At 63.3% G+C, this 21,601-nt stretch carries 19 protein-coding genes and 2 pseudogenes; 6 read left to right on the forward strand and 15 right to left on the reverse strand.

What is annotated here, in order from left to right:
- Positions 1 to 106: 106 nt before the first annotated feature.
- The 6 genes and pseudogenes from ACW2Q0_RS07245 to ACW2Q0_RS07270 form a co-directional block, all read right to left on the reverse strand.
- Positions 107 to 274, reverse strand: coding sequence for a hypothetical protein (locus tag ACW2Q0_RS07245; RefSeq protein ID WP_457187442.1), 168 nt, complete (start codon positions 272 to 274; stop codon positions 107 to 109).
- Positions 275 to 401: 127 nt separating this feature from the next.
- Positions 402 to 1,871 (reverse strand): APC family permease, encoded by a 1,470-nt coding sequence (locus ACW2Q0_RS07250; protein WP_457187444.1) that lies wholly within the window; start codon positions 1,869 to 1,871, stop codon positions 402 to 404.
- 68 nt (positions 1,872 to 1,939) lie between these two features.
- A complete protein-coding gene (locus ACW2Q0_RS07255) occupies positions 1,940 to 2,812 on the reverse strand; it encodes a MoaF C-terminal domain-containing protein (RefSeq protein ID WP_457187446.1) in 873 nt (290 codons plus the stop codon).
- Positions 2,813 to 2,875: 63 nt separating this feature from the next.
- Positions 2,876 to 4,324 carry an aldehyde dehydrogenase family protein gene (locus ACW2Q0_RS07260; protein ID WP_457187448.1) on the reverse strand — a complete coding sequence of 483 codons (1,449 nt, stop codon included), beginning with the start codon at positions 4,322 to 4,324 and terminating at the stop codon, positions 2,876 to 2,878.
- Between the two features lie 126 nt (positions 4,325 to 4,450).
- The gene (locus tag ACW2Q0_RS07265; protein ID WP_457187449.1) at positions 4,451 to 5,410 is read right to left on the reverse strand and encodes an AraC-like ligand-binding domain-containing protein; all 960 of its coding nucleotides are present in this window, start codon (positions 5,408 to 5,410) and stop codon (positions 4,451 to 4,453) included.
- Positions 5,411 to 5,694: 284 nt separating this feature from the next.
- Positions 5,695 to 6,076 (reverse strand): annotated as a pseudogene (locus ACW2Q0_RS07270) (IS3-like element ISMysp3 family transposase); the annotation flags it as partial.
- A gap of 189 nt (positions 6,077 to 6,265) precedes the next feature.
- On the opposite strand from ACW2Q0_RS07270, the gene ACW2Q0_RS07275 reads away from it, so the two are divergent.
- From ACW2Q0_RS07275 to ACW2Q0_RS07290, 4 genes and pseudogenes are all read left to right on the forward strand, one after another.
- Positions 6,266 to 6,697 carry a nuclear transport factor 2 family protein gene (locus tag ACW2Q0_RS07275; RefSeq protein ID WP_457187451.1) on the forward strand — a complete coding sequence of 144 codons (432 nt, stop codon included), beginning with the start codon at positions 6,266 to 6,268 and terminating at the stop codon, positions 6,695 to 6,697.
- 344 nt (positions 6,698 to 7,041) lie between these two features.
- Positions 7,042 to 10,356 (forward strand): protein kinase domain-containing protein, encoded by a 3,315-nt coding sequence (locus ACW2Q0_RS07280; RefSeq protein ID WP_457187453.1) that lies wholly within the window; start codon positions 7,042 to 7,044, stop codon positions 10,354 to 10,356.
- Positions 10,357 to 10,361: 5 nt separating this feature from the next.
- Positions 10,362 to 11,081, forward strand: a pseudogene (locus ACW2Q0_RS07285) (acyl-CoA dehydrogenase family protein); the annotation flags it as partial.
- Entirely contained in the window at positions 11,065 to 11,700 is a 636-nt protein-coding gene (locus ACW2Q0_RS07290; protein WP_457187456.1) for a TetR/AcrR family transcriptional regulator, read from the forward strand. The pseudogene ACW2Q0_RS07285 and the gene ACW2Q0_RS07290, both read left to right, overlap by 17 nt.
- A 14-nt stretch (positions 11,701 to 11,714) precedes the next feature.
- Here ACW2Q0_RS07290 and ACW2Q0_RS07295 read toward each other — a convergent pair whose 3' ends face one another.
- Positions 11,715 to 12,083: a hypothetical protein gene (locus ACW2Q0_RS07295; protein WP_457187458.1), complete on the reverse strand. Its 369-nt coding sequence runs from the start codon at positions 12,081 to 12,083 to the stop codon at positions 11,715 to 11,717.
- Positions 12,084 to 12,394: 311 nt separating this feature from the next.
- Between ACW2Q0_RS07295 and ACW2Q0_RS07300 the strand changes: the two genes are divergently transcribed.
- A complete protein-coding gene (locus ACW2Q0_RS07300; protein ID WP_457187460.1) occupies positions 12,395 to 13,144 on the forward strand; it encodes a hypothetical protein in 750 nt (249 codons plus the stop codon).
- Positions 13,145 to 13,224: 80 nt separating this feature from the next.
- Here the strand turns inward: ACW2Q0_RS07300 and ligD are convergent, their stop codons facing one another.
- The 5 genes from ligD to ACW2Q0_RS07325 form a co-directional block, all read right to left on the reverse strand.
- Positions 13,225 to 14,265: a non-homologous end-joining DNA ligase gene (gene ligD / locus ACW2Q0_RS07305; protein WP_457187462.1), complete on the reverse strand. Its 1,041-nt coding sequence runs from the start codon at positions 14,263 to 14,265 to the stop codon at positions 13,225 to 13,227.
- Positions 14,265 to 15,350, reverse strand: coding sequence for an ATP-dependent DNA ligase (locus tag ACW2Q0_RS07310; protein ID WP_457187464.1), 1,086 nt, complete (start codon positions 15,348 to 15,350; stop codon positions 14,265 to 14,267). Before ACW2Q0_RS07310 ends, ligD begins: the two co-directional genes overlap by 1 nt.
- Positions 15,351 to 15,530: 180 nt before the next feature.
- Complete coding sequence (locus ACW2Q0_RS07315) at positions 15,531 to 15,929, reverse strand: cold-shock protein (RefSeq protein ID WP_457187466.1); 399 nt, start codon at positions 15,927 to 15,929, stop codon at positions 15,531 to 15,533.
- A gap of 31 nt (positions 15,930 to 15,960) precedes the next feature.
- The gene (locus tag ACW2Q0_RS07320) at positions 15,961 to 17,058 is read right to left on the reverse strand and encodes an SPFH domain-containing protein (protein WP_457187468.1); all 1,098 of its coding nucleotides are present in this window, start codon (positions 17,056 to 17,058) and stop codon (positions 15,961 to 15,963) included.
- A gap of 37 nt (positions 17,059 to 17,095) precedes the next feature.
- Positions 17,096 to 17,329 (reverse strand): hypothetical protein, encoded by a 234-nt coding sequence (locus ACW2Q0_RS07325; RefSeq protein ID WP_457187470.1) that lies wholly within the window; start codon positions 17,327 to 17,329, stop codon positions 17,096 to 17,098.
- 217 nt (positions 17,330 to 17,546) lie between these two features.
- On the opposite strand from ACW2Q0_RS07325, the gene ACW2Q0_RS07330 reads away from it, so the two are divergent.
- The gene (locus ACW2Q0_RS07330) at positions 17,547 to 17,846 is read left to right on the forward strand and encodes a hypothetical protein (protein ID WP_457187472.1); all 300 of its coding nucleotides are present in this window, start codon (positions 17,547 to 17,549) and stop codon (positions 17,844 to 17,846) included.
- Between the two features lie 256 nt (positions 17,847 to 18,102).
- Here ACW2Q0_RS07330 and ACW2Q0_RS07335 read toward each other — a convergent pair whose 3' ends face one another.
- Genes ACW2Q0_RS07335 through ACW2Q0_RS07345 form a run of 3 tightly spaced genes read right to left on the reverse strand, consistent with a single transcriptional unit; the run spans position 18,103 to position 21,568 of the window.
- A complete protein-coding gene (locus ACW2Q0_RS07335; protein ID WP_457187474.1) occupies positions 18,103 to 18,855 on the reverse strand; it encodes an SDR family NAD(P)-dependent oxidoreductase in 753 nt (250 codons plus the stop codon).
- A gap of 46 nt (positions 18,856 to 18,901) precedes the next feature.
- Positions 18,902 to 20,740 carry a flavin-containing monooxygenase gene (locus ACW2Q0_RS07340; RefSeq protein WP_457187476.1) on the reverse strand — a complete coding sequence of 613 codons (1,839 nt, stop codon included), beginning with the start codon at positions 20,738 to 20,740 and terminating at the stop codon, positions 18,902 to 18,904.
- Between the two features lie 21 nt (positions 20,741 to 20,761).
- Positions 20,762 to 21,568 carry an alpha/beta fold hydrolase gene (locus tag ACW2Q0_RS07345; RefSeq protein WP_457187478.1) on the reverse strand — a complete coding sequence of 269 codons (807 nt, stop codon included), beginning with the start codon at positions 21,566 to 21,568 and terminating at the stop codon, positions 20,762 to 20,764.
- Positions 21,569 to 21,601: the final 33 nt, after the last annotated feature.

Raw genomic sequence — 21,601 nt, forward strand, 5'->3', positions numbered from 1 at the left:
GGTGGGACCCGCGCGGTCACTGCGGGATGTTGGCGTTCGCCGCGCGCAGATCCTCAACGAAGTTCGCGATGGCCTCGCCGACGAGCACCGGTTCCGTCACCGACAGTCAGTGATCGACGGGAATCGGGCAGCGCCACAACCGATCTAGCGGGCGAGGGCTGCCGTAGTAGCGCAACGGCGACACGAGGACGTCGGTGATGTCCACGACGAGCTGCACCGCAACCGCGGCGGTGCGCTCGTGCGGGCGTGGCAGATGATGCGCAAGGTTGGTCACGGCGATCTGTACGCCCGCGGCCGGATCCGCGCGGCCTCGCTGTATCCGCCTTTCTCGGAACGGATTTCGGCCGACCGGCAGCGGTCGTCGGCAACGGTGATGATCGGCCACCTCGTCGCAACGCGGTTCAAACGAGTTCGGCCTGGTAATCGATGTTCGGGCGCGCGGCGCCCCAACAGAATCCGAGCGCTGCGCACAGTGGGATGAGCAGCAGCAGCCAGCGCGCGACTCCGCCTTGCCCGCCGAGCAGCACGTCGTAGTTGTCGACAGCCAGGAAGGCGACCACAGCGAACCCCAGGAAGGCAACCGAAGGGGCAACTTTCGTCTTCCAGATGCTGGTCTCCAGATGAGTTCGACTGAAGAAGGCGGCGATCGAGACTGTAGTAAGCGCGAGGATCGCGATCAGTGAGACCGTGCCGAGGGATAGCAACCAGCTGAAGGTGACAGTGAGCGGATCTGCCCCAGCGATCGAAAACGCGGCAAGGATAATCGTCAGCGCGATACCGACACTCAGTCCCGCCGCCGCGGGTGTGCCCGTGCCGGCGCTGGCGACGCCGAGACGGTGGGGCAAGACGTTCGCTCGTCCGAGTGCATAGATATAACGAGCGAACATGTTCTGGAAACCGATGAGCATCGCAATGAAGCTCGTGACCACGAGCACCTCCATTACCGTGGTCAGCCACGGGCCGACCTCTTTTGTGGCTATGGCGAACACGAACCCTGACGGGTCGGTCGCTGCCGCGGACTGGACAGTGTCGGAACCCACGGAGTTGCCGAGCGCCCACGTGGTGAGGGCGTAGAAGACGCCGATGAAAGTGATCGACACATATGCTGCCCGGGGAATGGTACGGCGCCGGTCCTTCGCTTCTTCGGAGAAGACGACTGTGGCTTCGAACCCGGTAAAACAGGTGCTGCAGAACAGGAATGCGATGCCGAGTCCGGGACCGGCCAGTCCGGTGGGATCGAAGGCCGCTAGCGAGTTGGCATCCTGTCCACCACCGCCGAAGATGATCGCGGCGTCCAGGACCACGAAGACGGCTATTTCGCAGATAACCAGCAGTCCGAGAACTTTCAGGCTGACGTCCACGCCGCGAACGGTGAGCGCGGTGACTACCGCCAACGTCCCGAACATCAGTATCCACGGTGGGATATCAAGGTTCACGTGTTGCACCAGCAGTTGGTTCGCGAATACCGAGAACTGGGCCCACAACGCCGCCTGTAGTGCGAGGTAGGCCAGCACAGCCATTCCGGCAGTGGCGGTGGCTGCTCGTGGTCCGATCCCCCGCGCGACGTAGGCAACGAAGCCTCCCGCGTTGGTGATGTGACGGCTCATGGCGACATAACCGACCGAGAACACGGCGAACAGTAGCGCCGCCAGCAAATATGTTGCCGGAGCCGCAACACCGTTGGCGGCGAACACGACTGGAGAGGCACCGACGACGGCGGCCATCGGCGCGACGGCCGCGATCACGAAGAACACGATCGCGGCGGTACCCAGTCGGCCTGGTCGTAGTCCGGCGCGTCCCGGCCTATCGGGTTCGTTGTCGCTTGCGGTCGGGGGAACTGGTTCCGCCGGTTGGGAAGAGGTGGTGGACATTGGTAACTCCGTGTTGATCGCGAAGACGCAAAAGGGGTGTCGGGCGTGGTCGGCGCGTCCGATGATGATTAGTTCGACGAGCCGGAGCCGACTTGTTTCGAGGTACTGGCGGGTCCGGGGCGGGCTTGGTCGACCGAAGGTGTTCGTGCGAACTCTTGGGCGTAGGCGCCCATGGTGATGTTGACGAGATTTCCGGTCTGCTGGTCGATGCCGAACTGGATTCCAACGGTGCGATGCGCGTTCAGGTCGATCAGTACCATCCCCTCGACACCGACGTTCTTCTCCAACCAGGAGAACAAGTAGGTCTTTTCGCGGAGCTTCCAATAGGTGCAACGGTCGGTGTCACCGATGCCGATCTCCGCGCCACCAAGGCACAGCCACGTGAAAAGGTTTTCGTTGAGATAGATATGGTCGTAGATGTCGTCGCTGCTGTATGCGTACCGCACGCGGCGTCCGATCAATTCGTTTGTCGGTGGGTGCGCTTCTTCTGGAACGGCGCCGCTGCCCGCGATTTGCCCCTGGAACCACCGTTGGTCGGCGAGGTGGGGCTGCGGTCCGAGGCCGAGCCACGCGATGGCGCCGGTGACCTGTCCGGAAACGATATCGATGGCGGCGCTGATCACGACCGGATGATCGTTGTTGCCGCGGCGATAGTGCAGATAGAACAAACCGTGCTGCATTTCGAACAGCTCGTAGGTTTCGGTTCCGCTGAATTCGCCGGCCGCCCCGCAAGCGGTCCAACGTACATGAGTGTCTGAGAATGATTGGGTGAGGGTAAATGTCTCGCCGGTGTCGATGAAACGAGCCTCGATGGTGATATCCTGCCCGTCCAGGGCGAGGCTATAGTCCGGCCGATACTCGTCGAAGCCGTCGGCCATCTCACTCAGCGATGCCCAGTTGTCCTTGTTCCAGCTGAATGCGGCGGGCGCGAATGCGTTCATAATGTCAGATGTCCTGTCAGCGTTTGGAAACGTCGTCGTTGTCCAGGGCGTGGCGTGGATGGGTCAGCCCAGATTGACCCAGACGCCCTTTGTTTCGGTGAATTCGTCGATCGCGTTGTCGCTCATTTCCCGACCCCATCCACTCGAGCCGAAGCCGCCCCATGGGGCAGCAGGATCCAGGAGGGGAAGCATGTTCACGAAGACGCTGCCCGCCCGGATCGAGGCGGCGAGGTTGTGCGCGAGCTCGAGATCCTTGGTCCAGATGCAGGCGGCCAGTCCGTAATCGGTGTCATTGGCGCGAGTGGCGAGTTCGTCGGGGTCATCGTAAGAGAGGATGGACAGGACCGGTCCGAAAATCTCCTCGCGAGCGATTCGCATGTCATCGCGAACCCCGGAAAACACTGTGGGGGCAAAGAAATTGCCGTCCGCCAAGTCGCCTCCGACGCGGCTGCCGCCTGTCACCAATTGCGCTCCTTCCGCGACACCGATATCGACCATTCGTTCGACATGTGCGACATGCTCCGGTGACACCAACGGACCGATTACCGTTTCCGGTGAAATGCCGGGGCCGATCGGCAGAGCGCTTGCTGCTGCGGCGATTTTTTCGGTGAATTCTTCGACTCTCTTGGAATCGACGAAGAAGCGGGTGTAGGCCGCGCAGACCTGTCCGCTGTTGAGTAGGGCGCCTTGTAGATTGCCCTGCACGGCGGCATCGATATCGGCGTCTCGCGCGATGATGCTGGGTGCCTTACCCCCGAGTTCGAGCGTGACGCGCTTGAGATTGCCCGACGCTGCGACCAGGATTTTCTTGCCGACTTCGGTGGATCCGGTGAACGACACTTTGTCCACGTCGTTGTGCTCGGTGAGGGCTTTTCCTGTCCCGGGGCCACCGGTAAGACAGTTGACGACCCCGGGCGGGAAACCGGCTTCTACACATAGCTTGGCCAGGTAGACGGTGCTGAGCGGCGTTTGCTCGGCGGGCTTGAGGATCACCGTGTTGCCGCACGCCAATGCGGGAGCCAGCTTCCATGCGGCGATCATCAGCGGGAAGTTCCACGGCGTGATCAGAGCGCACACTCCGATCGGCTCACGCCGGGTGTAATGCATCGTGTTGGGAATCGATACTGCGGAAGTCTTGCCTTCGATCTTGGTGCACCAGCCGGCGTAGTAGCGGAAAACCTCGGCGGCCATGGTCAGGCTCACGGTCGTCGCAACTTGGAGCGGTTGCCCTTGATCACGGGTTTCCAGGCGCGCGAGCTCTTCGACGTTCTGATCGATGAGGTCGGCGACCTTCCAGAGCAACCGAGCACGCGCTGCGGGCACCAGCGACCGCCACGCGGGGTCGGTCAAAGCTCGGCGTGCCGCGGCGACTGCGGCGTCTACGTCGGCTTCGCCGGCATCGGCGACCGTGCCGAGCGACTCACCTGTCGCGGGATCGTGTGTTTCGAATTCGGCATCGGACCGTGCAGACACCCAGCGGCCATCAATCAGCAACTTCTCGCGCACATCCATGTGAACTCCTCAGAAACCCGTAACCACTGTCACGTGACGTGGGTCTCACTCTGTACTCGGATCGGCAAATTCGAATTGACCAGGCCGGTACAAGGGTTGTCTATTCGTGCACGGATTCGGCGAGGGTCAGCTGTGGTTACCGGCCGCCGAGCGGTATTGACCAGGTGTAACGCCGAAATGGCTCTTGAACACCCGCGAGAAGTGGGCGGAATCGGGAAATCCCCATCGCGCGCCGATCGCGGCCACCGGGAGGTGCCGGTGTCGTCCAGCCAACAGGTCGCGACGACACTGTTCGAGGCGACGTTCCCGAATCCATCCGCCAGCTGTGGACCCGCTCGCTTCGAAGATCTTTTGCAGATGCCGAACCGAAACGTGATGCGCTCTGGCGACCATCGCCACGTCCAGGTCCGGGTCCGGCAAGTGTTCTTCGATGAATGCGCCGATGCGGAAACGAAGGGCCGAGTGGCGGGTCTCGAGCGATAGGCTGTCGGTCAGCTCGAGCTGCTCGGCGAATGCTGCGGCCAGCACGTCGAGGACCGCATCGTTGAGGTGGATCGCGGCCGTGGGGGAGGTGTCGAAGACTCGGCTGCCCAACCCGTGCACAAATGGTGAAACCAATGCACCGAGGCCTTGGCGGCCGGAAATTCGCCGACCGGTCAGCTCAGCTATACCGGTGGCGGGAACCCTGAGCAACTCACGTGGAAACATCATGACGAGCATGTGGAATCGATCGTCGAACGAGAGTTGGTAGGGCTTGGTGGTGTCGTATATGGCGAAATCGCCCGGGGTCAATGCCGCCTCGCGATCGGCCTGGGTCAGCACACAGTAGCCACGAACCTGCAGCCCTACCTTATAGAACCCAGGATCGCTGATGCGGATCGTCTTCGGCGTACGACGGACGGCGTGTGCCGAAGCCACCACTTCGGCTAGCCGCACCGAGCCGAGCGAGGTGGTGCGGATGAATCCGCGGAAGTCCGTCGCCGATCCGCCGGTGATCGTCTCCAACGGAACGAAGGTGTCGGTCACGGTTGCCCGAAACGAGTCGAGGTCCGTCGGTTGGTCCGCGCCGTCGATAATCTGACCCATCGATTTGCCTTTTTATGTTCTCCGCGTCGACTCACACATGAGACCGAAAGGCGCCTGCCGAGTCAAGGCTTGCGCGCGTGCGGTGTGCGCGGGTCTGGACGCTACATAATACAAGTCTTTACTGAGGTTGACTCGCGTCGACGACACATCGAGATATCCCGGCAAGGGTCAGGTTCATCGGTATCGCCGACACCGGTGCGTCAGAGAGTACGGCGTCGTGGGCGCGACATCCGGGAGCGGCATTATGCGAAGGGCCGGTGCGAGATCGTTGGTGATCCTGGGGATGCGCCCGGAATCCCTTGGCGGCGAAGATGAGTCCACGTGCGCAATGACCCATACAACGCCGGACGACGCCGCCCCGCTCAATTGGCTCGAAGTAACCAGCCAGGATCTCGGTCACCGCCGCGTCGCACAGGGCGCGTGTGGACGGCGCTCGTTCGATCCAGGCATGGAAGGTTCTCGGGGCCATCTTTCACCCGTGCGCGGACGGCGCACGGCAGATCGGCGCGACCTCGAACCGGGCCCCATGCTCGGCAATGAACCGGCAGATTATTTCTGTTTCGGGTCGCACTCCCGAACGACGTAAGACGTTGCCGCTGCGAGGATTTCGATTGTCTTCTCCGTCTCGGCGTTCTTACGCTTCAACTCGCGTATCTGCTCGCGGGCGGTGTAGTCACTCGTACGCAGTCGAACCTACCTTCGGTGAGAGTGATGTATTCATAGTGGCGCCAAAGTGTTCCGATCGCGAACACTCTTCGCGACGTGCGGCCAGCTAGATTTGCGACGTTCGCCGGTGTGGGGGATAGGACAGCTGGTTCGAACGAAACCCACTTCTCGATTCGGAGAGGAACAGATATGGCCGATTATGAAGAGATCATCCGCTCGTGGGCGCACGCATGGGGAAATGCCAGCCCCGAAGAATTCGCAGACCAGTACACCGAAGATGCCGTTTACATCGATCATGCCTTCCGCATCGCCAGGTCGGGGCGTGACGCGATCGCCGAGCATTGCGCCATCTGGCACAACTCGATCAAGGACTTCGAAATGACGCCCCGGCAGATTCGAGCGACCGGCGATGGCGCACTGATGACCTGGGTCGCCACCGGAAACTTCGCCCGAGACCTCGACATTATTCCGGCCACGGGGGAGAACTTCGCTATGCACGGCGCTGTGCGGCTCGAGATCAATGCCGAGGGCAAGATCACGGTGACCGAGGAGTACTACAGCGTCACGTTCGCGCAGGACACCCAGGAACGCTACCCGCTGATCGGCGCTGGGCAGCGATAGCCCACGGTCAACGACGACGGGTGCCTTCCCTGTGCATGTGATCAGAGACCTCGGCGGTCTGAATTCGCGTGAACGGAAGGCACCCTTTCCGGGCTACTGGAAGGCTCCATGCCAAGAGCGGTGTTTCGGCTTTTATTCGACGAGCAGCTTGGCGATGTCTTGAAACACTACCTGGTCGGCGCCGAGACGGATCCAGTGCAATTCGCGGCAATAAAGGGAACTTCTCTATGAACAGAGTTGTGCTCCGGCCCGGTCGACCAGCGATATTCCGAGGGCGCGCAATGAGTGGTGAGCAGTGATAGCCTTCGGTCGTGGCCTTGGATGTGCTCGAATCGGTGTAGTCGATGACCGATCTCGATCCGTTCGCGACGCAACGTGACGCGTCCGGGTCGGTTGTGGCGGAATTGGCGGCAGCCGGGTTCGATGACGCCGCGGAGATCGGTCGTGGGGGTTTCGGAGCCGTCTACCGGTGCACGCAGGCATCGCTCGACCGGATTGTCGCGGTCAAGGTTCTCACCGCCGATCTCGATGAGGAGAATCAGGCACGGTTCTTCCGAGAGCAGCGCGCGGCCGGCAGGCTGACCGGGCATCCCAACATTGTCAATGTTCTCCAGGTCGGAGCCACCGACAACGGTCGGCCCTTCATTGTCATGCCTTACTATCCACAGGGCTCTCTTGACCAACGGATCCGCCATGACGGACCGCTGACGCTGGAGGAAGTGCTCCGGCTCGGGGTGAAAATGGCCGGCGCACTGGATACCGCGCACCACTCCGGAGTGCTTCATCGTGATGTCAAGCCCGGGAATATCCTGTTCACCGACTACGGTGAGCCGGCGTTGACCGACTTCGGCATCGCCCGCATAGCGGGTGGCTTCGTCACCGCTACCGGCAGCGTGACCGGTACGCCGGCGTTTACTGCCCCTGAGGTTGTGTCTGGCAAGTCCCCGAGTCGCGCGGCAGATGTCTACAGCCTGGGCGCGACGTTATTCGCCGCCTTGACCGGTCACGCCGCCTTCGAGCGCCGCGGCGGTGAGCAGTTGGTCGCCCAGTTCGTCAGAATTACTGAGGAGCCGGTACCGGACCCGCGTGAGCACGGAATCTCCGACGATGTCAGTACCATCATCGAACAGGCCATGTCCGACGACCCGGACAGCCGTCCTTCCGCCATGCAACTGGGTGAACAGCTCCAGGCATCTCAGCTTCGCCGTGGTTTCCTGGTCGATGAGATGGCCGTGCACACGACATATGGGGCAGAGCACGCAGGCATGCCGCCCGGAGGTGGGAAGTCTTCCTGGAAAGAGCGCATGCTGCATGAGGGGTACCGATCATCGCCGATGCCATCGGGTCGAACAGGTAGGCTTCCGCTGGAGCTGACCAGTTTCGTCGACCGTCGCACAGAGCAGACCGAAGCGAAGAATAAGTTGTCGACTTCGCGGCTGGTCACGTTGACCGGGATCGGCGGGGTGGGAAAGACCCGCCTTGCCGTGCGGGTCGCCAACAACGTCCAGCGCGACTTCCCCGACGGCGTAACGTTTGTAGAACTGGGCGAACTACAAGACGAGTCGCTGTTGGCGAGCGTGGTGGCGAGCGCACTGGACCTGCAGGACCGGTCGGCAAGACTGTTGCACGAGGCGCTCGTGGAGTTTCTCGCACCTCGGAAGCAGCTACTTGTGTTGGACAACTGCGAGCACATGGTGATTGCGGTGGCACAGCTCGCTGAATCGCTGCTTCGCGTATGTCCAGAGTTGCGGATACTGGCGACAAGTCGCGAGCCGATCGGCCTCAGCGGGGAATCCGTGCTGACCATCCTTCCGCTCGCGGTCCCCGATCCGGATCGCTGGCCGCGGGGACTGGCCAGCAACGACGCAATCGTGTTATTTGCCGACCGAGCTGCCGCGGCGGTTGCGGGGTTCGAGATAACTGAGGACAACAAGGTCACCATCGCCCGTATCTGTCAGCGGCTTGACGGCTTGCCGTTACTGATCGAGCTGGCGACGGCCCGGCTACCGGTGATGTCGCCCGAGCAGATACTGCAGCGATTGAGCGATCGATACGGATTGCTGACCCGCGGCAGCAGGAACGCGCCGTCTCGTCAGCAGACATTGCGCATGTGTATCGACTGGAGCTACGACCTCTGCACATCCGTCGAGCAGCGGGTATGGGCCGGGCTGTCGGTGTTCGCCGGCAGCTTCGAGCTCGAAGCAGCGCAATACGTTTGTGGCGAGCGCCTATCGGCCGAAGACATCCTCGAGGCTACGGCGTCCTTAGTCGACAAGTCGATCCTGACACGGGAGGAGTTACAGACCACCGTACGTTTCAGGATGCTCGAGACCGTGCGCGACTACGGCCTCGAGAAGGCTGAGGAGGCAGGCGAATACCTTGAACTCCGCCGTCGCCATCGTGACTGGTATGAACGCTTGGTCCTCAGCGCGGATGCCGACTGGATCAGTCCTCGGGAGCTCGCGTGGATCACCGAGTTCAGTCAGGAACTACCGAATTTGCGCCAAGCGCTGGAACATTGCATCGCCGACAGCCCCGAGATCGGAATCCGGATCGCGACGGCCCTGTTCCCCTTCTGGCATTCTCACGGTTCGTTCAGTGAGGGCCGACGTTGGCTCGACCGATTCCTGGCATGCCAGATGGGGCAGGAAGCCGTCGCCGACCGGGCCGCGGCGCTCGGCCTCGGCGTCTATATGGCCGGAATACAGGGCGACGTCGACGCGATGGCCGGTCCGATGTGCGAGGGGCGAGCGCTGGTCCGGCAGACGACCGCTCCCATTCCCCACGCACACATCGATCTCGGCGAAGGCCTTCTCGCACTGTTCCGCGGGAATCCTTCCGCCGCACGCCCGTATCTCGAGAGAGCCGAACAAGTTTTCGCTGAATGGCGCCACATCAATCTGCTCTTGACCCTAACTTTCCTCGGGTTGACATATGCGCTGCTCGACAATGCAGAGATGTCGATCAAATGCTATGAGCGCGGGCTGGCGATCACCGAGGAGCGGGGAGAATCGTATTTTCGGTCGTACTTGCTGTGGGTGCTGGCGATCGTGGTGTGGCGGCGAGGTGAATACGCTCGAGCGACTCGACTACTCCAGCAAGCGCTACAGGTGAGCCGCAGTATTGCCGACCGCCTGAACGCGATCCTCAGTCTGCAAACACTGGCGTGGATAGCGGCCGATCAACAAGATGTCGAGCGCGCGACCGTGTTGACAGGGGCCGCAAGTCAGCTCGGCAAGTCTGTGGGCAGTCCGTTCGTGCTGTTCCCTGACCTGCTCGCTTACCAGGACGAGTGCGAACGCAAATCGAGACAGAAGATGAGCGAGAAGAGCTTCGCAGCGGCTCGTCGGAAGGGTGCCGCACTCAGCTTTGAGGCAGCCGTTGCGTACGCACTAGGCGAACGCGCCGCGCCGACGCCGATATCCGATGCTGGTTGCAATCTGACCAAACGCGAGCGTGAGGTAGCCGAGCTCATAGCCGATGGGCTGACCAACAGGGAGATCGCCGCTCGTTTGGTGATCTCGCCACGAACCGCCGAGCGCCACGTCGAACACCTTCTGACCAAGTTGCAGTTCACCTCGCGGGCCCAAATTGCGGTATGGGTCAGAGAAGCGCAAAACAAGCTTCCCGAGACATCAGCGGAAGATACCGACGGTTGATTACCGGCACCGGCTCGGATCTGCAGAACATCAAGACCCGCGCGGTCCGCGAGGGCGACGAGTACGTCATCACAGGTTCGAAGATCTTCGTTACCAACGGCTGGCTCTGCGACGGCATGCTTATCGCCGCCAAGACCGATCCGACCAAGGGCGCGGCGGGCGTCTCGCTGATCTTCGCCGAGGTCGGCGACGACACCCCGGGCTTCAGGCGCGGTCGTATGCTGAACAAGATCGGCGGCAAGGCGCAGGACACCGCGGAGCTGTTCTTCGACGGACTACGCGTGCCCGCCTCGAATCTGCTCGGTGCCCCCGAGGGGCAGGGCTGCTATCAGATGATGCAGTTGCTGGCCCAGGAGCGCCTGGTCACCGGCATTATCGCGGTCGCCATGATGGAGCAGGCGGTGCAGCTGACCATCGATTACACCAAGGGGCGGGAGGCCTTCGGCAAACCGCTGTTCGCGATGCAGAACACCACATTCGAAATGGCCGAATGCGCGACCGGCGAACATCTGCTCGGCGAACTCGATATCCCCACGGCTGCGATGTCGAAGTACTGGCTCACCGATCAACTCGGTATTGTGGTCGATCGCTGCCTGCAACTGTTCGGCGGCTACGGCTACATGACGGAGTATCCGATTTCCCAGCTCTACACCGGCGCCCGCGCGCTGCGCATCCTCGCGGGCAGCAACGAGGTTATGAAGGATCTCATTGCCAGGTCACTCTGAGGTCACCGAGGCGCAGCCGCGCAGGCGCAGGCTGGAACCGGACGAGCGACGCGCACAGATTCTGGAGTGCGCGATCGACATGTTCGGTGAGCGCCCCTATGCGGCGGTCTCTACCGCGGAACTCGCGCAGCGCGCCGGAGTAGCGCGCGGGCTGATCAACCACTACTTCGGCAATAAGCGCGACCTGTATCTGGCGGTCGTGCGCCGGATGGTCACCCTGCCGCGCCTGGACGACATGGTCGTGCCGACCGGCACCGATCGGGAACGTGTCGGCGCCAGTGTGCACTGGCTGCTGGATGTGATCTCCGAACACGGCAGCACCTGGGTCACGGTGACCAGTCATGAGGGGGTAGGCGATGATCCCGAGGTGCAGCAGATCCTGGATCAGGCCGATGACGCGGCCGCCGAGCGGATGTTGCTGATGGTCGGGCGCGCGGATTCGGCACACAGCGCGCAATTGCGTGCCATGGTCCGGGCGTTCGGAGGGTTGGTGAAAGTCGCGGGCCGGGAATGGATCACCCGTGGCACCCTCACCCGCGACCAGGTCCATGTGCTGCTGTCCGACATGTTGATGACATTGATGACCGAGACCATGCCCAAGGTGGATCCCGGGCGCTGACCTTGTGGCGCGGGCTATTTCGGCAATTCCGAGGGTCTTTCACCGGGCGCGAGCCTACGGTCGGTGGCGCTGTAGCGGACAGGGCGTACATGGCCGGGTGCGTGTCCGTTGCGGCCGTACTTCAGCTCGATCACGTGCTCGCGGCGATGCTCGACCAGCAGCGCGCCGATTCCGCTGATCCACAACGCGGCCGTCACGATCGCACCGATCTGGGTCCAGCCGATGAAGCCGTAACCGGCCGCGGTCAGCGTGCACGCCATGGCGACGATGCCGAGCGCACACAGAATGATGCCCGGCACGTTGTAGTCGTCACCGAGTAGATCGCCCGCGTGGGAATGCCACGGGCGGTCTGGTTGTCCTTTCGAACCGGATTCACCGCGCATGGATCCCTCCTGTGCCGCAATCTCCGCGTGGTCGGTCCCGAAACCAGCATGTACCTCGACAACGTGACGCGCGAGTGGTGTTTGCCGGTTCGTTACTCCGGTGCACGGACCGCACCGCGTAGTATCCGATCGCACCGATGGCGGGTAGATGCCGAGTTGACATGGCGGCTTTCGCGGTTACGGTTTGATGACGATCGATCGGGCCGTTTCGGATGATCTTGCGGCCGTCGGCCCGATCCTTTGACGGTATCGGGGCCGGTCCGGGCAGTTCGAGGTTCCTGCGCGGTTGGTGGTGTGGAAGAGGGACCTGGATGACACGGACGGATAACCGCGAGCGCGAGCGCTGGCCGGAGGAGTACGAGGCGGAGATGGGGACGATCGGCCGGTGGCCGGATCCGGATCCCAACGACCGCTGGCCCGAGGTGGAGCCGCCGACCCGGCGGGCGCCCCGGGCGGGTCGACTTCGGGTCGAGGTTCCGCCCATCGTCAACCCGTATGCGGTCGTCGCACTGGTAGCGGCCTTGCTCGGCCTGTTTCCGGTTGCGATCGTCTTCGGGTTCATCGCGTTCAGCCATCCGCGCGGTAACACCATGGCGGTGTGCGCATTGCTGCTCGGTGTGCTCGAGGTGGTCGCCATCGCCGGATATGTCGTGCTGTCCGGCAGCAATTTCTCCGACGTGCTGTCCGGGGTGAGCCGGACCCCGGTCGTCTCGAGTGCCGCGCTGCCCTCGACCGACGCCCAGACCGCCGTCGCGCAGCCGTCGGTGGCGCCGACCGTCGTCGCACCCCCGGCCACCTCGGCCGCCCCGCCGACGAGCCAGGTGCCTCCGAAAAAAGGAACGGTGTGCACCGAGCCGGGCCGCATCGGCACGGGAGCCGATGGCACCGCACTGCTGTGCCTGGCCAGCGGCGGTGTCTACCAGTGGAACGGTCCGTACACCATCGGTGGCACCGTCGCGGAGCCCGGAAGCAAATGCGACGGTTCGACCAAGAGCGCTCGCACCGCGGACGGGCGCGCGGTGACGTGTGAGAACAAGGTATGGGTGCTGTGGACCGAATAGGCCTGGGGACCGAATAGGCCTGGGGACCGAATAGGCCTGGGGACCGAATCGCATTCGGAGAACCAATAGCCTTCGGGTAGCTAGCCTTCCATTTCCGGCTTCTTGGCCCGGCTCGGTTGCACCCGAGGCGGCTCGTTCGGCATCTTGGGATATTGCGGCGGCCACGGCGCATCCATGAGCCCGGCTGCCATATCCCGCTCCGACATCTTCAGCAGCGGCTCGATGGATTGGGCCGGTCGGTCCGCCCACGGGTCGCCGGATTCGGCCAGTCGCGCGGGGACGGTGGCAATGGTCAACTCCTCGGGGACAACGGTATCCAGATCGGACCAGGCGATCGGCGTGGAGACCTGCGCGCCGACCTTCGGGCGCACACACCACGCGCCGAAAACCGTCTTGTGCGGGGCGTTCTGGTTGAAGTCGATGAATACGCGGTTGCCGCGCTCCTCCTTCCACCACTGCGCGGTGATCTCGTCCGGATGCCGCCGTTCCAGCTCCCGAGCCAGCGCGACCGCAGCCGCGCGCACCTGATAGCCGTCCCATTTCGGTTCCAGCGCAACGTAAATGTGCAATCCGCGCGAACCGGAGGTTTTGATCCGGCAGTCGACGCCGAGTTCGGTGAACAGCTCACGGGTGAGCACGGCGGCGTATTTGAGATCGTCGAAAGTGATGCCGGGCGAGGGATCCAGGTCGATGCGCAGCTCATCGGCGATATTCAGATCGTCTACATGGTTGGGCCAGACATGAAACCCGAGGCAGCCCTGGTTCACCGCCCACAGAATGTGCGCGAGATCGTGGGCGACGAGTGCGTCGCTGGTGGTGCCGTTGGGCGTGGCGACCTCGACAGTGTGCAGCCAATCCGGCGCGGATTTCGGCACCCGCTTCTGGAACCACGATTTGCCGGACGCTCCATCGGGATACCGCTCGAGCAGCACCGGCCGATTGCGTACCACCTTCAGCAACGGTTCGGCCACGGCCTGGTAGTACCGCACCAGATCGAGTTTCGTCTCACCGCGCTTGGTGAAGTAGACCTTGTTCGGATTGCTGATGGCGACGGTTCTGCCGTCCACCTCGATATCGACCAATTCGCCTGTATCGACGGTTCGCTCCCTGCGCTCGCTCATCATTTGCCCCGGGCTTCGCTGAAGATGGCACTCAATTCGGCCGGTGCGACCTCGTCGAGCTGCGCGTAGGTACACGAATGCGGGGTGCGATCGGAACGGAAGCGAACCAGTCTGCCGCCGTGCCGTAGTCGGCCGGATTGCACATGTTCGTAGCGGACCTCGGCAACCAACTCCGGACGCAGCGCCTCCCAGGACAGATCTTTACCGCCGGTCCACCGGCTCACCCCGCCCGGCATCTTGCCCTCGGCCTTCGCCTGCGCCGCCGCATCGGCCCACTCCCGCCACGGATGGTTCGCCAATGCGTTCTCCCGCAACGGTTTCAGCTCATCCACCAGCGACTTACGTTTGGCCGCGGTGAAACTGCTCGCTACCCCGACATGATGCATATTGCCCTCGTCGTCGAAGAGTCCGAGCAGCAGGGAACCGACGCCCTCGCCATCTTTGTGCCAGCGGAAACCGGCCACCACACAGTCGGCGGTGCGCTCGTGTTTGACCTTGAGCATCACCCGCTTGTCCTGCAGATACGCCAGGTCATTGGACTTGACCATGACGCCGTCGAAACCAGCACCCTCGAAGCGGGTGAACCAGTCCTCGGCCACGGCGGGATCCTGGGTGATCGGGGTCAGGTGCACCCGGGCGAGTTCGGTATCGAGAATGGTCTCCAGCAGCCGGCGGCGTTCGGCGAACGGCTCACCGGTCAGATCCTTGTCGCCGAGCGCGAGCAGATCGAAGGCGACGAAGCTGGCGGGCGTTTCCTTGGCGAGTTTGTTGACCCGCGAGGCCGCCGGATGCAATCGGTTCTGCAGCGTGTCGAAATCGAGTCCCTCATCGGTGACCACCACGATTTCACCGTCGACCACACATTTATCCGGCAGCGCCGCCATCAGCAGTTCCGCGACTTCCGGAAAATAGCGGGTGAGGGGGCGGTCGTTGCGGGAACCGAGTTCCACCTCGTCGCCGTCGCGGAATACCACGCAGCGAAAACCGTCCCATTTCGGTTCGTAACTCAGGCCCGGCTCGTGCGGCACCGACGGTGCCGTTTTCGCCAGCATCGGCCGCACGGGTGGCATGACCGGTAGGTCCACGCGATCTCCTCCTCGGATTCGGGCTGGCCCGCCTCCCCGAGCCGCTGGGCCAGACTCAGGTGCCGTGAGAGTAGCGCTGGCGTCCGACAGAGAACTCGTGGGTCCAGTCAGCCCATCCCGACGAGTTACCCATGTTCGTACGAGGTCGGTTGTCGAGTTGGCAATCCTGATGATGCCACGCTATTCCAACCAACCGTGCTGATCGGCGAAGGCGGTGAGGCGATCACGGATGGTGAGAATCTCGCCGGCGGTGAGAGCGGGGCTCGCGTCCAGTAGTAGCTCGGTGATCAGGCGTTTGTGTTCGGAGGCAGTCAGCTGGCCGGAGCCGGCTCTGTCCTTCTTGTGCCGAGGAGCGGGTGGTAGCGGTTGACCGCCGACCACGGCGAGGTTGACCGCCTTCGGACCACGATCCCCCTCGGTCACATCGAATTCGAACACCCGCCCCTGGCGCAGTTCGTCCTCGTCCAGTCCGATGTCGTTCACATGAACAAACACATCCGGGCCACCATCATCGGGCCGAATGAACCCGAATCCCCGCGAACTGTCGAACGACACCAATTTCCCGATGGACACCAACACCCGCTCCTCGCGCCGTCGCTACTCGGTCACCTTAGCCCTTATCCCCGTCGTTGGATGAAAGTGCTTTATGTAACGAGTTGAATACGGTCAGGCCCTGACCGACCATTCCATTGACCAATTCGCCGACGCCATCGGGTCCGTTGAGCACCGTCAGGTTGGCGTTCGCCAGGCCGTTGGATGCCTGCCTGACGATTTCCGGCAGCTGCTCGATCAGCAGCTGGTCCAATGCGATCCGATTGTTCGAGGCCGCCGCCTCGGCCTGGATCCGGGTCCGATCGGCCTCGGCCTCGGCGAGGATACGCACCCGTTCCGCTTCGGCCTGAGCGGGTTTCACGACTTCGGCCTGCAGCTGCTGCTCGCGCAGCTCGGCCTCTTTGCGTGCCTGTTCGGCCTGCGCGGTGAGTACCTCCTGCATGGCCCTGGCCTCGGCCAGCGGACCGGCCTGCGCCGCTTCGGCATTGGCCTTATCGATATCCTGCTGATACTGCGCCTGGAGAATGGCGGTCTCGCGCTGATATTCGGCTCGGCGGCGCAGCGATTCCTGCTCGGCCTCGGCGGCGTGCTGCGCGGCCTGGGATTGCGCGATCTGCGCATCGCGCTGCACAGCCGCGTTGTGCGGTGCGGCCAGTGCGGTGATGTACCCGAGATTGCCGTCATCGATGGATTGGATTTGGAATGAATCCACCCATAGGCCGATGTTGCTCATCTCCACCTTGGATGCCACCAGCACCTCGTCGGCGAGCCGCTGGCGTTCGCGGATGATCTCCTCTACCGTCATCGAGCCGACGATCGAGCGTAGGTGCCCGGAGAAGATTCGGCCGGTCAGCACCGACATCTCCCGCTCCTGTTCGGATAGAAAGCGTTGGGCCGCATTGACGATCGACTGGGTGTCGTTTGCGACCTTGAATGCGATCACCGCGCGCACCTCGAGCTGGATGGCCTGCTTGGTGACGCAGCGCTCCTTGATCTCGGCCTCGAACATGGCAAGCGACAGATAACTCACCTTGCGGAAGAACGGCATCACCCATTTGCCGCGCCCGATGACTACGCCGAAGGGCGCGTTGTCCTTGCTCTTACCACCACTGACCAGCATCGCCTCGTCAGGATCCGGAACGTGATAACCCAGCACAGTGCCTCCCTAGCAGTTCACAAACTTCGATCGCGGGTCAGATGTCGTCGATGGGGACGGGTTCCAGCGGAATCCACGGCACCACATCGACGATGCGGCCCGGCTGTACCGCGATGATCAGGACGGTTGCACCGGCCGAGATCGGCTCGGCCGCCCGCGCGATATATATCTCCGTGCCCCCGCGAATCGCAACCAATACTTCGCCGAGCATTCCGGCGCCCCGGATCGGCGAGATGAGCGTACCCGTCAAACCTTGCACGGGGTCGGTCATCTCGGTGAACTCCTCGCACTCGGTGCCAGAGTTGTCAGCGTACGCGCGATTTGGAACGGCTACGGTTACGACAGTGACTCGGCGATGATGCGCCCGACGGATTTCTTGGTGAGATAGTTCGCTACGTCGTGCGGACTGGAACCATTGTCGAGTTCGGGATGGTCGTCGGCACCACATCGCGTCCCGGTGCGGGCGGGAAATACGGTGCCAGACCCAGATGCGCCGCACCTACGGCGAGCTCGCCGCGCATTACGGCAGACTGGTGGACCCGGCAGCGAGTTCGTCTTCGGCGACCCGGCCGGCCACCTGGCACGATGCCGACGTTGAAACTTCCTGTGACACGAGGCTTTACGGAACGGCGACCGCGCAGGCGTGGGATCGGTTGCATCCGATCTCGACCCGCCGAGCAGCATGGGCCGGATACGAAGCCGAGTTGCCGATCATCTCCGGAACCGTCATCCGGTTGCGGGTCGAGCATCTTCCCAGTGGTGGGGTGAACAAACCGGTGTGGCTGTGACGCGCCGAAACCTACCCGACCCGGGCGCGGTCGCCTGTCCGGCTCCAAGAACCGCAGCCGCGCCGCCCGCCACGACGTGGGACGCAGGCGTCGGCGGCCGTCAGCGAGCAGGACGTTGATCTGGGTGGTCTCCGCGGAGTGTGCTCGAGCCGGACTACATAGATGGAGACGCCGGCATCGGTGAATCGGTGGTACGCCCACGCCGGCCCCCAACCGCTGTGTACCCGCGCTGGCGGGGGTGATGAACCGGCCGTTGTCACGGCGAAACGCGCAGGGCACCGTCGAGACGGATGGTTCCTCCGTTGAGCATCGGGTTCGCGATGATGTGTCCGACGAGTGCGGCGAACTCGTCCGGGTACCCCAGTCGCTTCGGATGCGGGATACTGCTGATCAGCTGTTTCGCCGTCGAATCCTGTGCTCCGGTCAGCATTGGGGTGTCGAACAGCCCGGGCGCGATGCTGACGACGCGGATGCCGGCCGTCGCGAGTTGCCGGGCTGCGGGGAGAGTCAGCGCGGCGACACCGCCCTTGGATGCCGAGTAGGCGACATTGACTCCGTCGAATGCGGCAATGGAGGCCGTGGTCACCACCACGCCGCGGTCGCCGTCGAGGAGTTCGGAAGCCGACATCACGCGCGCGGCGTGCTGGACGACGTTGAAGCACCCGGTGAGGTTGACCTCGACGATGCGCCGGAACTGGTCGAGAGCCTCCTGCGGTTTCTCACCCCATGGCGACACCGGTGTGCTGATTCCTGCCGCGTGCACGACCGCACGGAGCGGGCCGGTGTCGACGGCCAGCCTGAACGCCGATCGCAGTGCTTCGACCTCGGTGACATCGGCGGGTGCGAATCGCACGTGGCCGTTCGAGGTTGCTGCTATCGCCTCTCCGGCCGAATGAGGGAGATCGACCAGAACAACGTGGGCGCCGGCCGCTGCGAGATGGCGCACCGTGGCGAGGCCAAGGCCTGATGCTCCACCGGTAACCAGGGCAACCTGGCCTTCGATGTTCATCGGGCGCTTCTGTGGGTGGATCGGTGCGGGTTTCTGGGCATGACGGTCACCGCCACCCGTCGACGGCCGGATCCGGTGAGAGCTCGAGCCCGTCGAATGCCTTTTCTTCCCACCAGTTTTCGATCATGTCCCAGTATTCGACCTCGGTTCCGTTGTAGATGTCGGAGAAGAAGCTGTGCGCGAGATCTCCTTGCCCGTTGTAGAACCCCGGAGTGCAGGTGGTGTAGTAGGGAAGCCTGGTTTCGAGCTTTCTCTTGGTCTCTGCCACCCAGGCTTCCTGTGCCGTCGTTCGGGGCTCGAGGCATGCGATGCCGTGTTCCTTCGCGTATGCGATTATGCGTGCGGCATGCCGCGCTTTCCGGTCGAGCATGTAGACGAAACTGATCGTGAAGGCGTTCTGGCTCAGGCCGAGTTCGAGATAGTTGGGGAAGTCGCGGGAGAAGAATCCGTGCAGCGTCTGGTGCCCGCCCGCGAAGCGTTCTCGCATCGAGGTGCCGCCGCGTCCGACGATGTCGTAACCATATCGGCTCGCCGTGGAACTACCGGTTTCGAATCCGGTCGCGAAGACGATGCAGTCGGTCTCGTAGTGCACGCCGTCTACGACGAATCCGGTCTCGGTGATCTGCTCCAGTCCTGCGGGAGAGTGGACGAGCTCGACAGTGTCGAGGTTGAAGGACCTGTGGTAGTTGTCGTTGAAACACGGCCGCTTGCACATGACGCCGTACCACGGCTTCAATGCGGCTGCGGTATCCGGATTCTCGACAATGGTGTCGATCAGGTCGTGGGTCCGCAGCACGCGCTGCATGTCGGAGATCTCGGCGAGAGCGGCCTGGTCCTCGGGCGGCAGCGTGGATACCGGCACGTCGACCAGGTGCTGGCCGGAGGCAGTCGTGGTGATCGAGGTCCAGGCGTCGTCGACGAGATCGACGTCCTCCGGGAATCCGTTGGTGATCCGAACGAAGTTGTGGATGCGGGCGTCCTGCCAGCCGGCTATCAGCGTCGCAGCCCAGTCCGGGGCGGTGGGGCGGTTGTGCCGTGGCATGACATTGGTCGGTGTGCGCTGCACGACGTAGAGCTTCTTCGCTGCGCCGGCGAGGTGTGGCATGGCCTGAACGCCTGTCGCGCCGGTGCCGACAAGGGCGACGGTCTTGTCTGCGAGCTGGTCGAGCCCGCCGTCCGGGCCGCCGCCCGTGTAGTCGTAGTCCCAGCGGGTGGTGTGCATGATCTTTCCGCGGAAGCTACCGATGCCCGTCACCCGCGGAATCTGCGGCTTATTCAGTGGACCGTTGGCACGCAAGAGGAATCGTGCTCGGATAGTGTCCCCGCGATTGGTGCTCACCTGCCAGCGCGACTCGTCATCGAGCCACCGCACACCGGTCACCGTCGTCTGGAACAGTGCGGTGCGATACAGGTCGAAGTGGCGCCCGATGCGCTGCGCGTGTTCGCGTACCTCGGTACCGGTCACGAACCGCTGGGTCGGCAGGTAGCCGGTGTCCTCGAGCAGAGGCAGGTACATGTAGGACTCGACGTCGCATTCGAGGCCGGGATAGCGGTTCCAGTACCAGGTTCCACCGAAGTCCCCGCCCTCCTCGACGATCCGGAAGTCGCCGAGGCCGTTCTTGCGTAGGTGCGCCCCGGCCAACAGCCCGCCGAACCCACCGCCGAGTACGGCCACCTCGACGGTCTCGTGCACCGGGTCGCGCTCGACCGGCACGGTCCAGGGATCGGCCGAATCGATGTCGGCGGTGTCGGTGAGCCCCTGGAACTGCCGCATCGGATCGGTCCGGAGCCGTTTGGCGCGTTCTTCCGCGAACTTCAGGCGAACTTTCTCGGTGTCGAAATCGACCTCTATACGGGTGCCGGATACCGGCAGTTCGACGATCATGTCTCTCTCCGCTCTTTCCGGTCAGACGGCTCGAACAGCGGCCAGTCCGGCCAGGAAGGTCTCGATGTGCTGGGCCACGAGCTCGGGTCGTTCCTGGGGGAGGGCATGCCCCTCGCCGGGAAGCTCGACGATGGTGCCGTTCGTGAAGAGTTCGGCGCCGGCCCGCTGCAGAGAGCTGGGAACGGCATCGTCGGCACCCGGGACCAGGAACAGCCATGGCTGGGTGACCGCGCCGACGAGAAGGTCGGAGTCGTCACGCATCGGCTCGTTCGCGGCCAGCGCGAGGCCGGCGGCGGACATCTCGGCGGCAGTGCGCGCAGCCGAACCAATCAACTCGTCGTGGCCGGGGTGCCGGAACAAGGCGGTGAAGGTCGTCCGGAACGCGTCTACGTCGCCCGCGGTGTCCTGGATGGCGGCGAGTCCCGCCCGGGCCGCTGCTGGCATCCCGATGGCCGGAACGCCTGCGATCGCCACCCCGGCTGCCACCATATCCGGGTGGGTGGCGGCGACGCGCATACCGACGGCGTTACCGATGGAATGGCCGACCATGATGAAGCGGTCGATGCAGAGCCCGGAGACGATCGCGTGCACATCGCTGACGATGCGATCGAAGGTCATATCGGTGTCGGCCCCGGCCGACTTGCCGTGTCCGCGCATGTCGATGGCGATGTGCCGGTGGCCGCGAAGTTGCTCGATCACCGGCTCGTACAGTGCGGCGTTGAAGGAGAAGCCGTGCAGCCACACCATCGGGAGCCGATGCGTGGGCCCAGGCTCCGGGGCGTGGTCGACGAAGTGCAGTTGATCGCCGCGGACGTCGATCGTGGTCATACGGTGCTCGCTTTCGGACAGAAATCGTGAGAA

It is taken from the genome of Nocardia citri (genome assembly GCF_054065835.1).

Coding starts and splice junctions, on each gene's coding strand:
- ligD (WP_457187462.1), bottom strand. CDS start 14,265: ATGAGCGAGCGCAGGGAGCGAACCGTCGATACAGGCGAATTGGTCGAT.
- ACW2Q0_RS07260 (WP_457187448.1), bottom strand. CDS start 4,324: ATGGATGTGCGCGAGAAGTTGCTGATTGATGGCCGCTGGGTGTCTGCA.
- ACW2Q0_RS07280 (WP_457187453.1), top strand. CDS start 7,042: ATGACCGATCTCGATCCGTTCGCGACGCAACGTGACGCGTCCGGGTCG.
- ACW2Q0_RS07255 (WP_457187446.1), bottom strand. CDS start 2,812: ATGAACGCATTCGCGCCCGCCGCATTCAGCTGGAACAAGGACAACTGG.
- ACW2Q0_RS07345 (WP_457187478.1), bottom strand. CDS start 21,568: ATGACCACGATCGACGTCCGCGGCGATCAACTGCACTTCGTCGACCAC.
- ACW2Q0_RS07275 (WP_457187451.1), top strand. CDS start 6,266: ATGGCCGATTATGAAGAGATCATCCGCTCGTGGGCGCACGCATGGGGA.
- ACW2Q0_RS07295 (WP_457187458.1), bottom strand. CDS start 12,083: ATGCGCGGTGAATCCGGTTCGAAAGGACAACCAGACCGCCCGTGGCAT.
- ACW2Q0_RS07335 (WP_457187474.1), bottom strand. CDS start 18,855: ATGAACATCGAAGGCCAGGTTGCCCTGGTTACCGGTGGAGCATCAGGC.
- ACW2Q0_RS07330 (WP_457187472.1), top strand. CDS start 17,547: ATGCGCCGCACCTACGGCGAGCTCGCCGCGCATTACGGCAGACTGGTG.
- ACW2Q0_RS07325 (WP_457187470.1), bottom strand. CDS start 17,329: ATGACCGACCCCGTGCAAGGTTTGACGGGTACGCTCATCTCGCCGATC.
- ACW2Q0_RS07300 (WP_457187460.1), top strand. CDS start 12,395: ATGACACGGACGGATAACCGCGAGCGCGAGCGCTGGCCGGAGGAGTAC.
- ACW2Q0_RS07265 (WP_457187449.1), bottom strand. CDS start 5,410: ATGGGTCAGATTATCGACGGCGCGGACCAACCGACGGACCTCGACTCG.
- ACW2Q0_RS07250 (WP_457187444.1), bottom strand. CDS start 1,871: ATGTCCACCACCTCTTCCCAACCGGCGGAACCAGTTCCCCCGACCGCA.
- ACW2Q0_RS07340 (WP_457187476.1), bottom strand. CDS start 20,740: ATGATCGTCGAACTGCCGGTATCCGGCACCCGTATAGAGGTCGATTTC.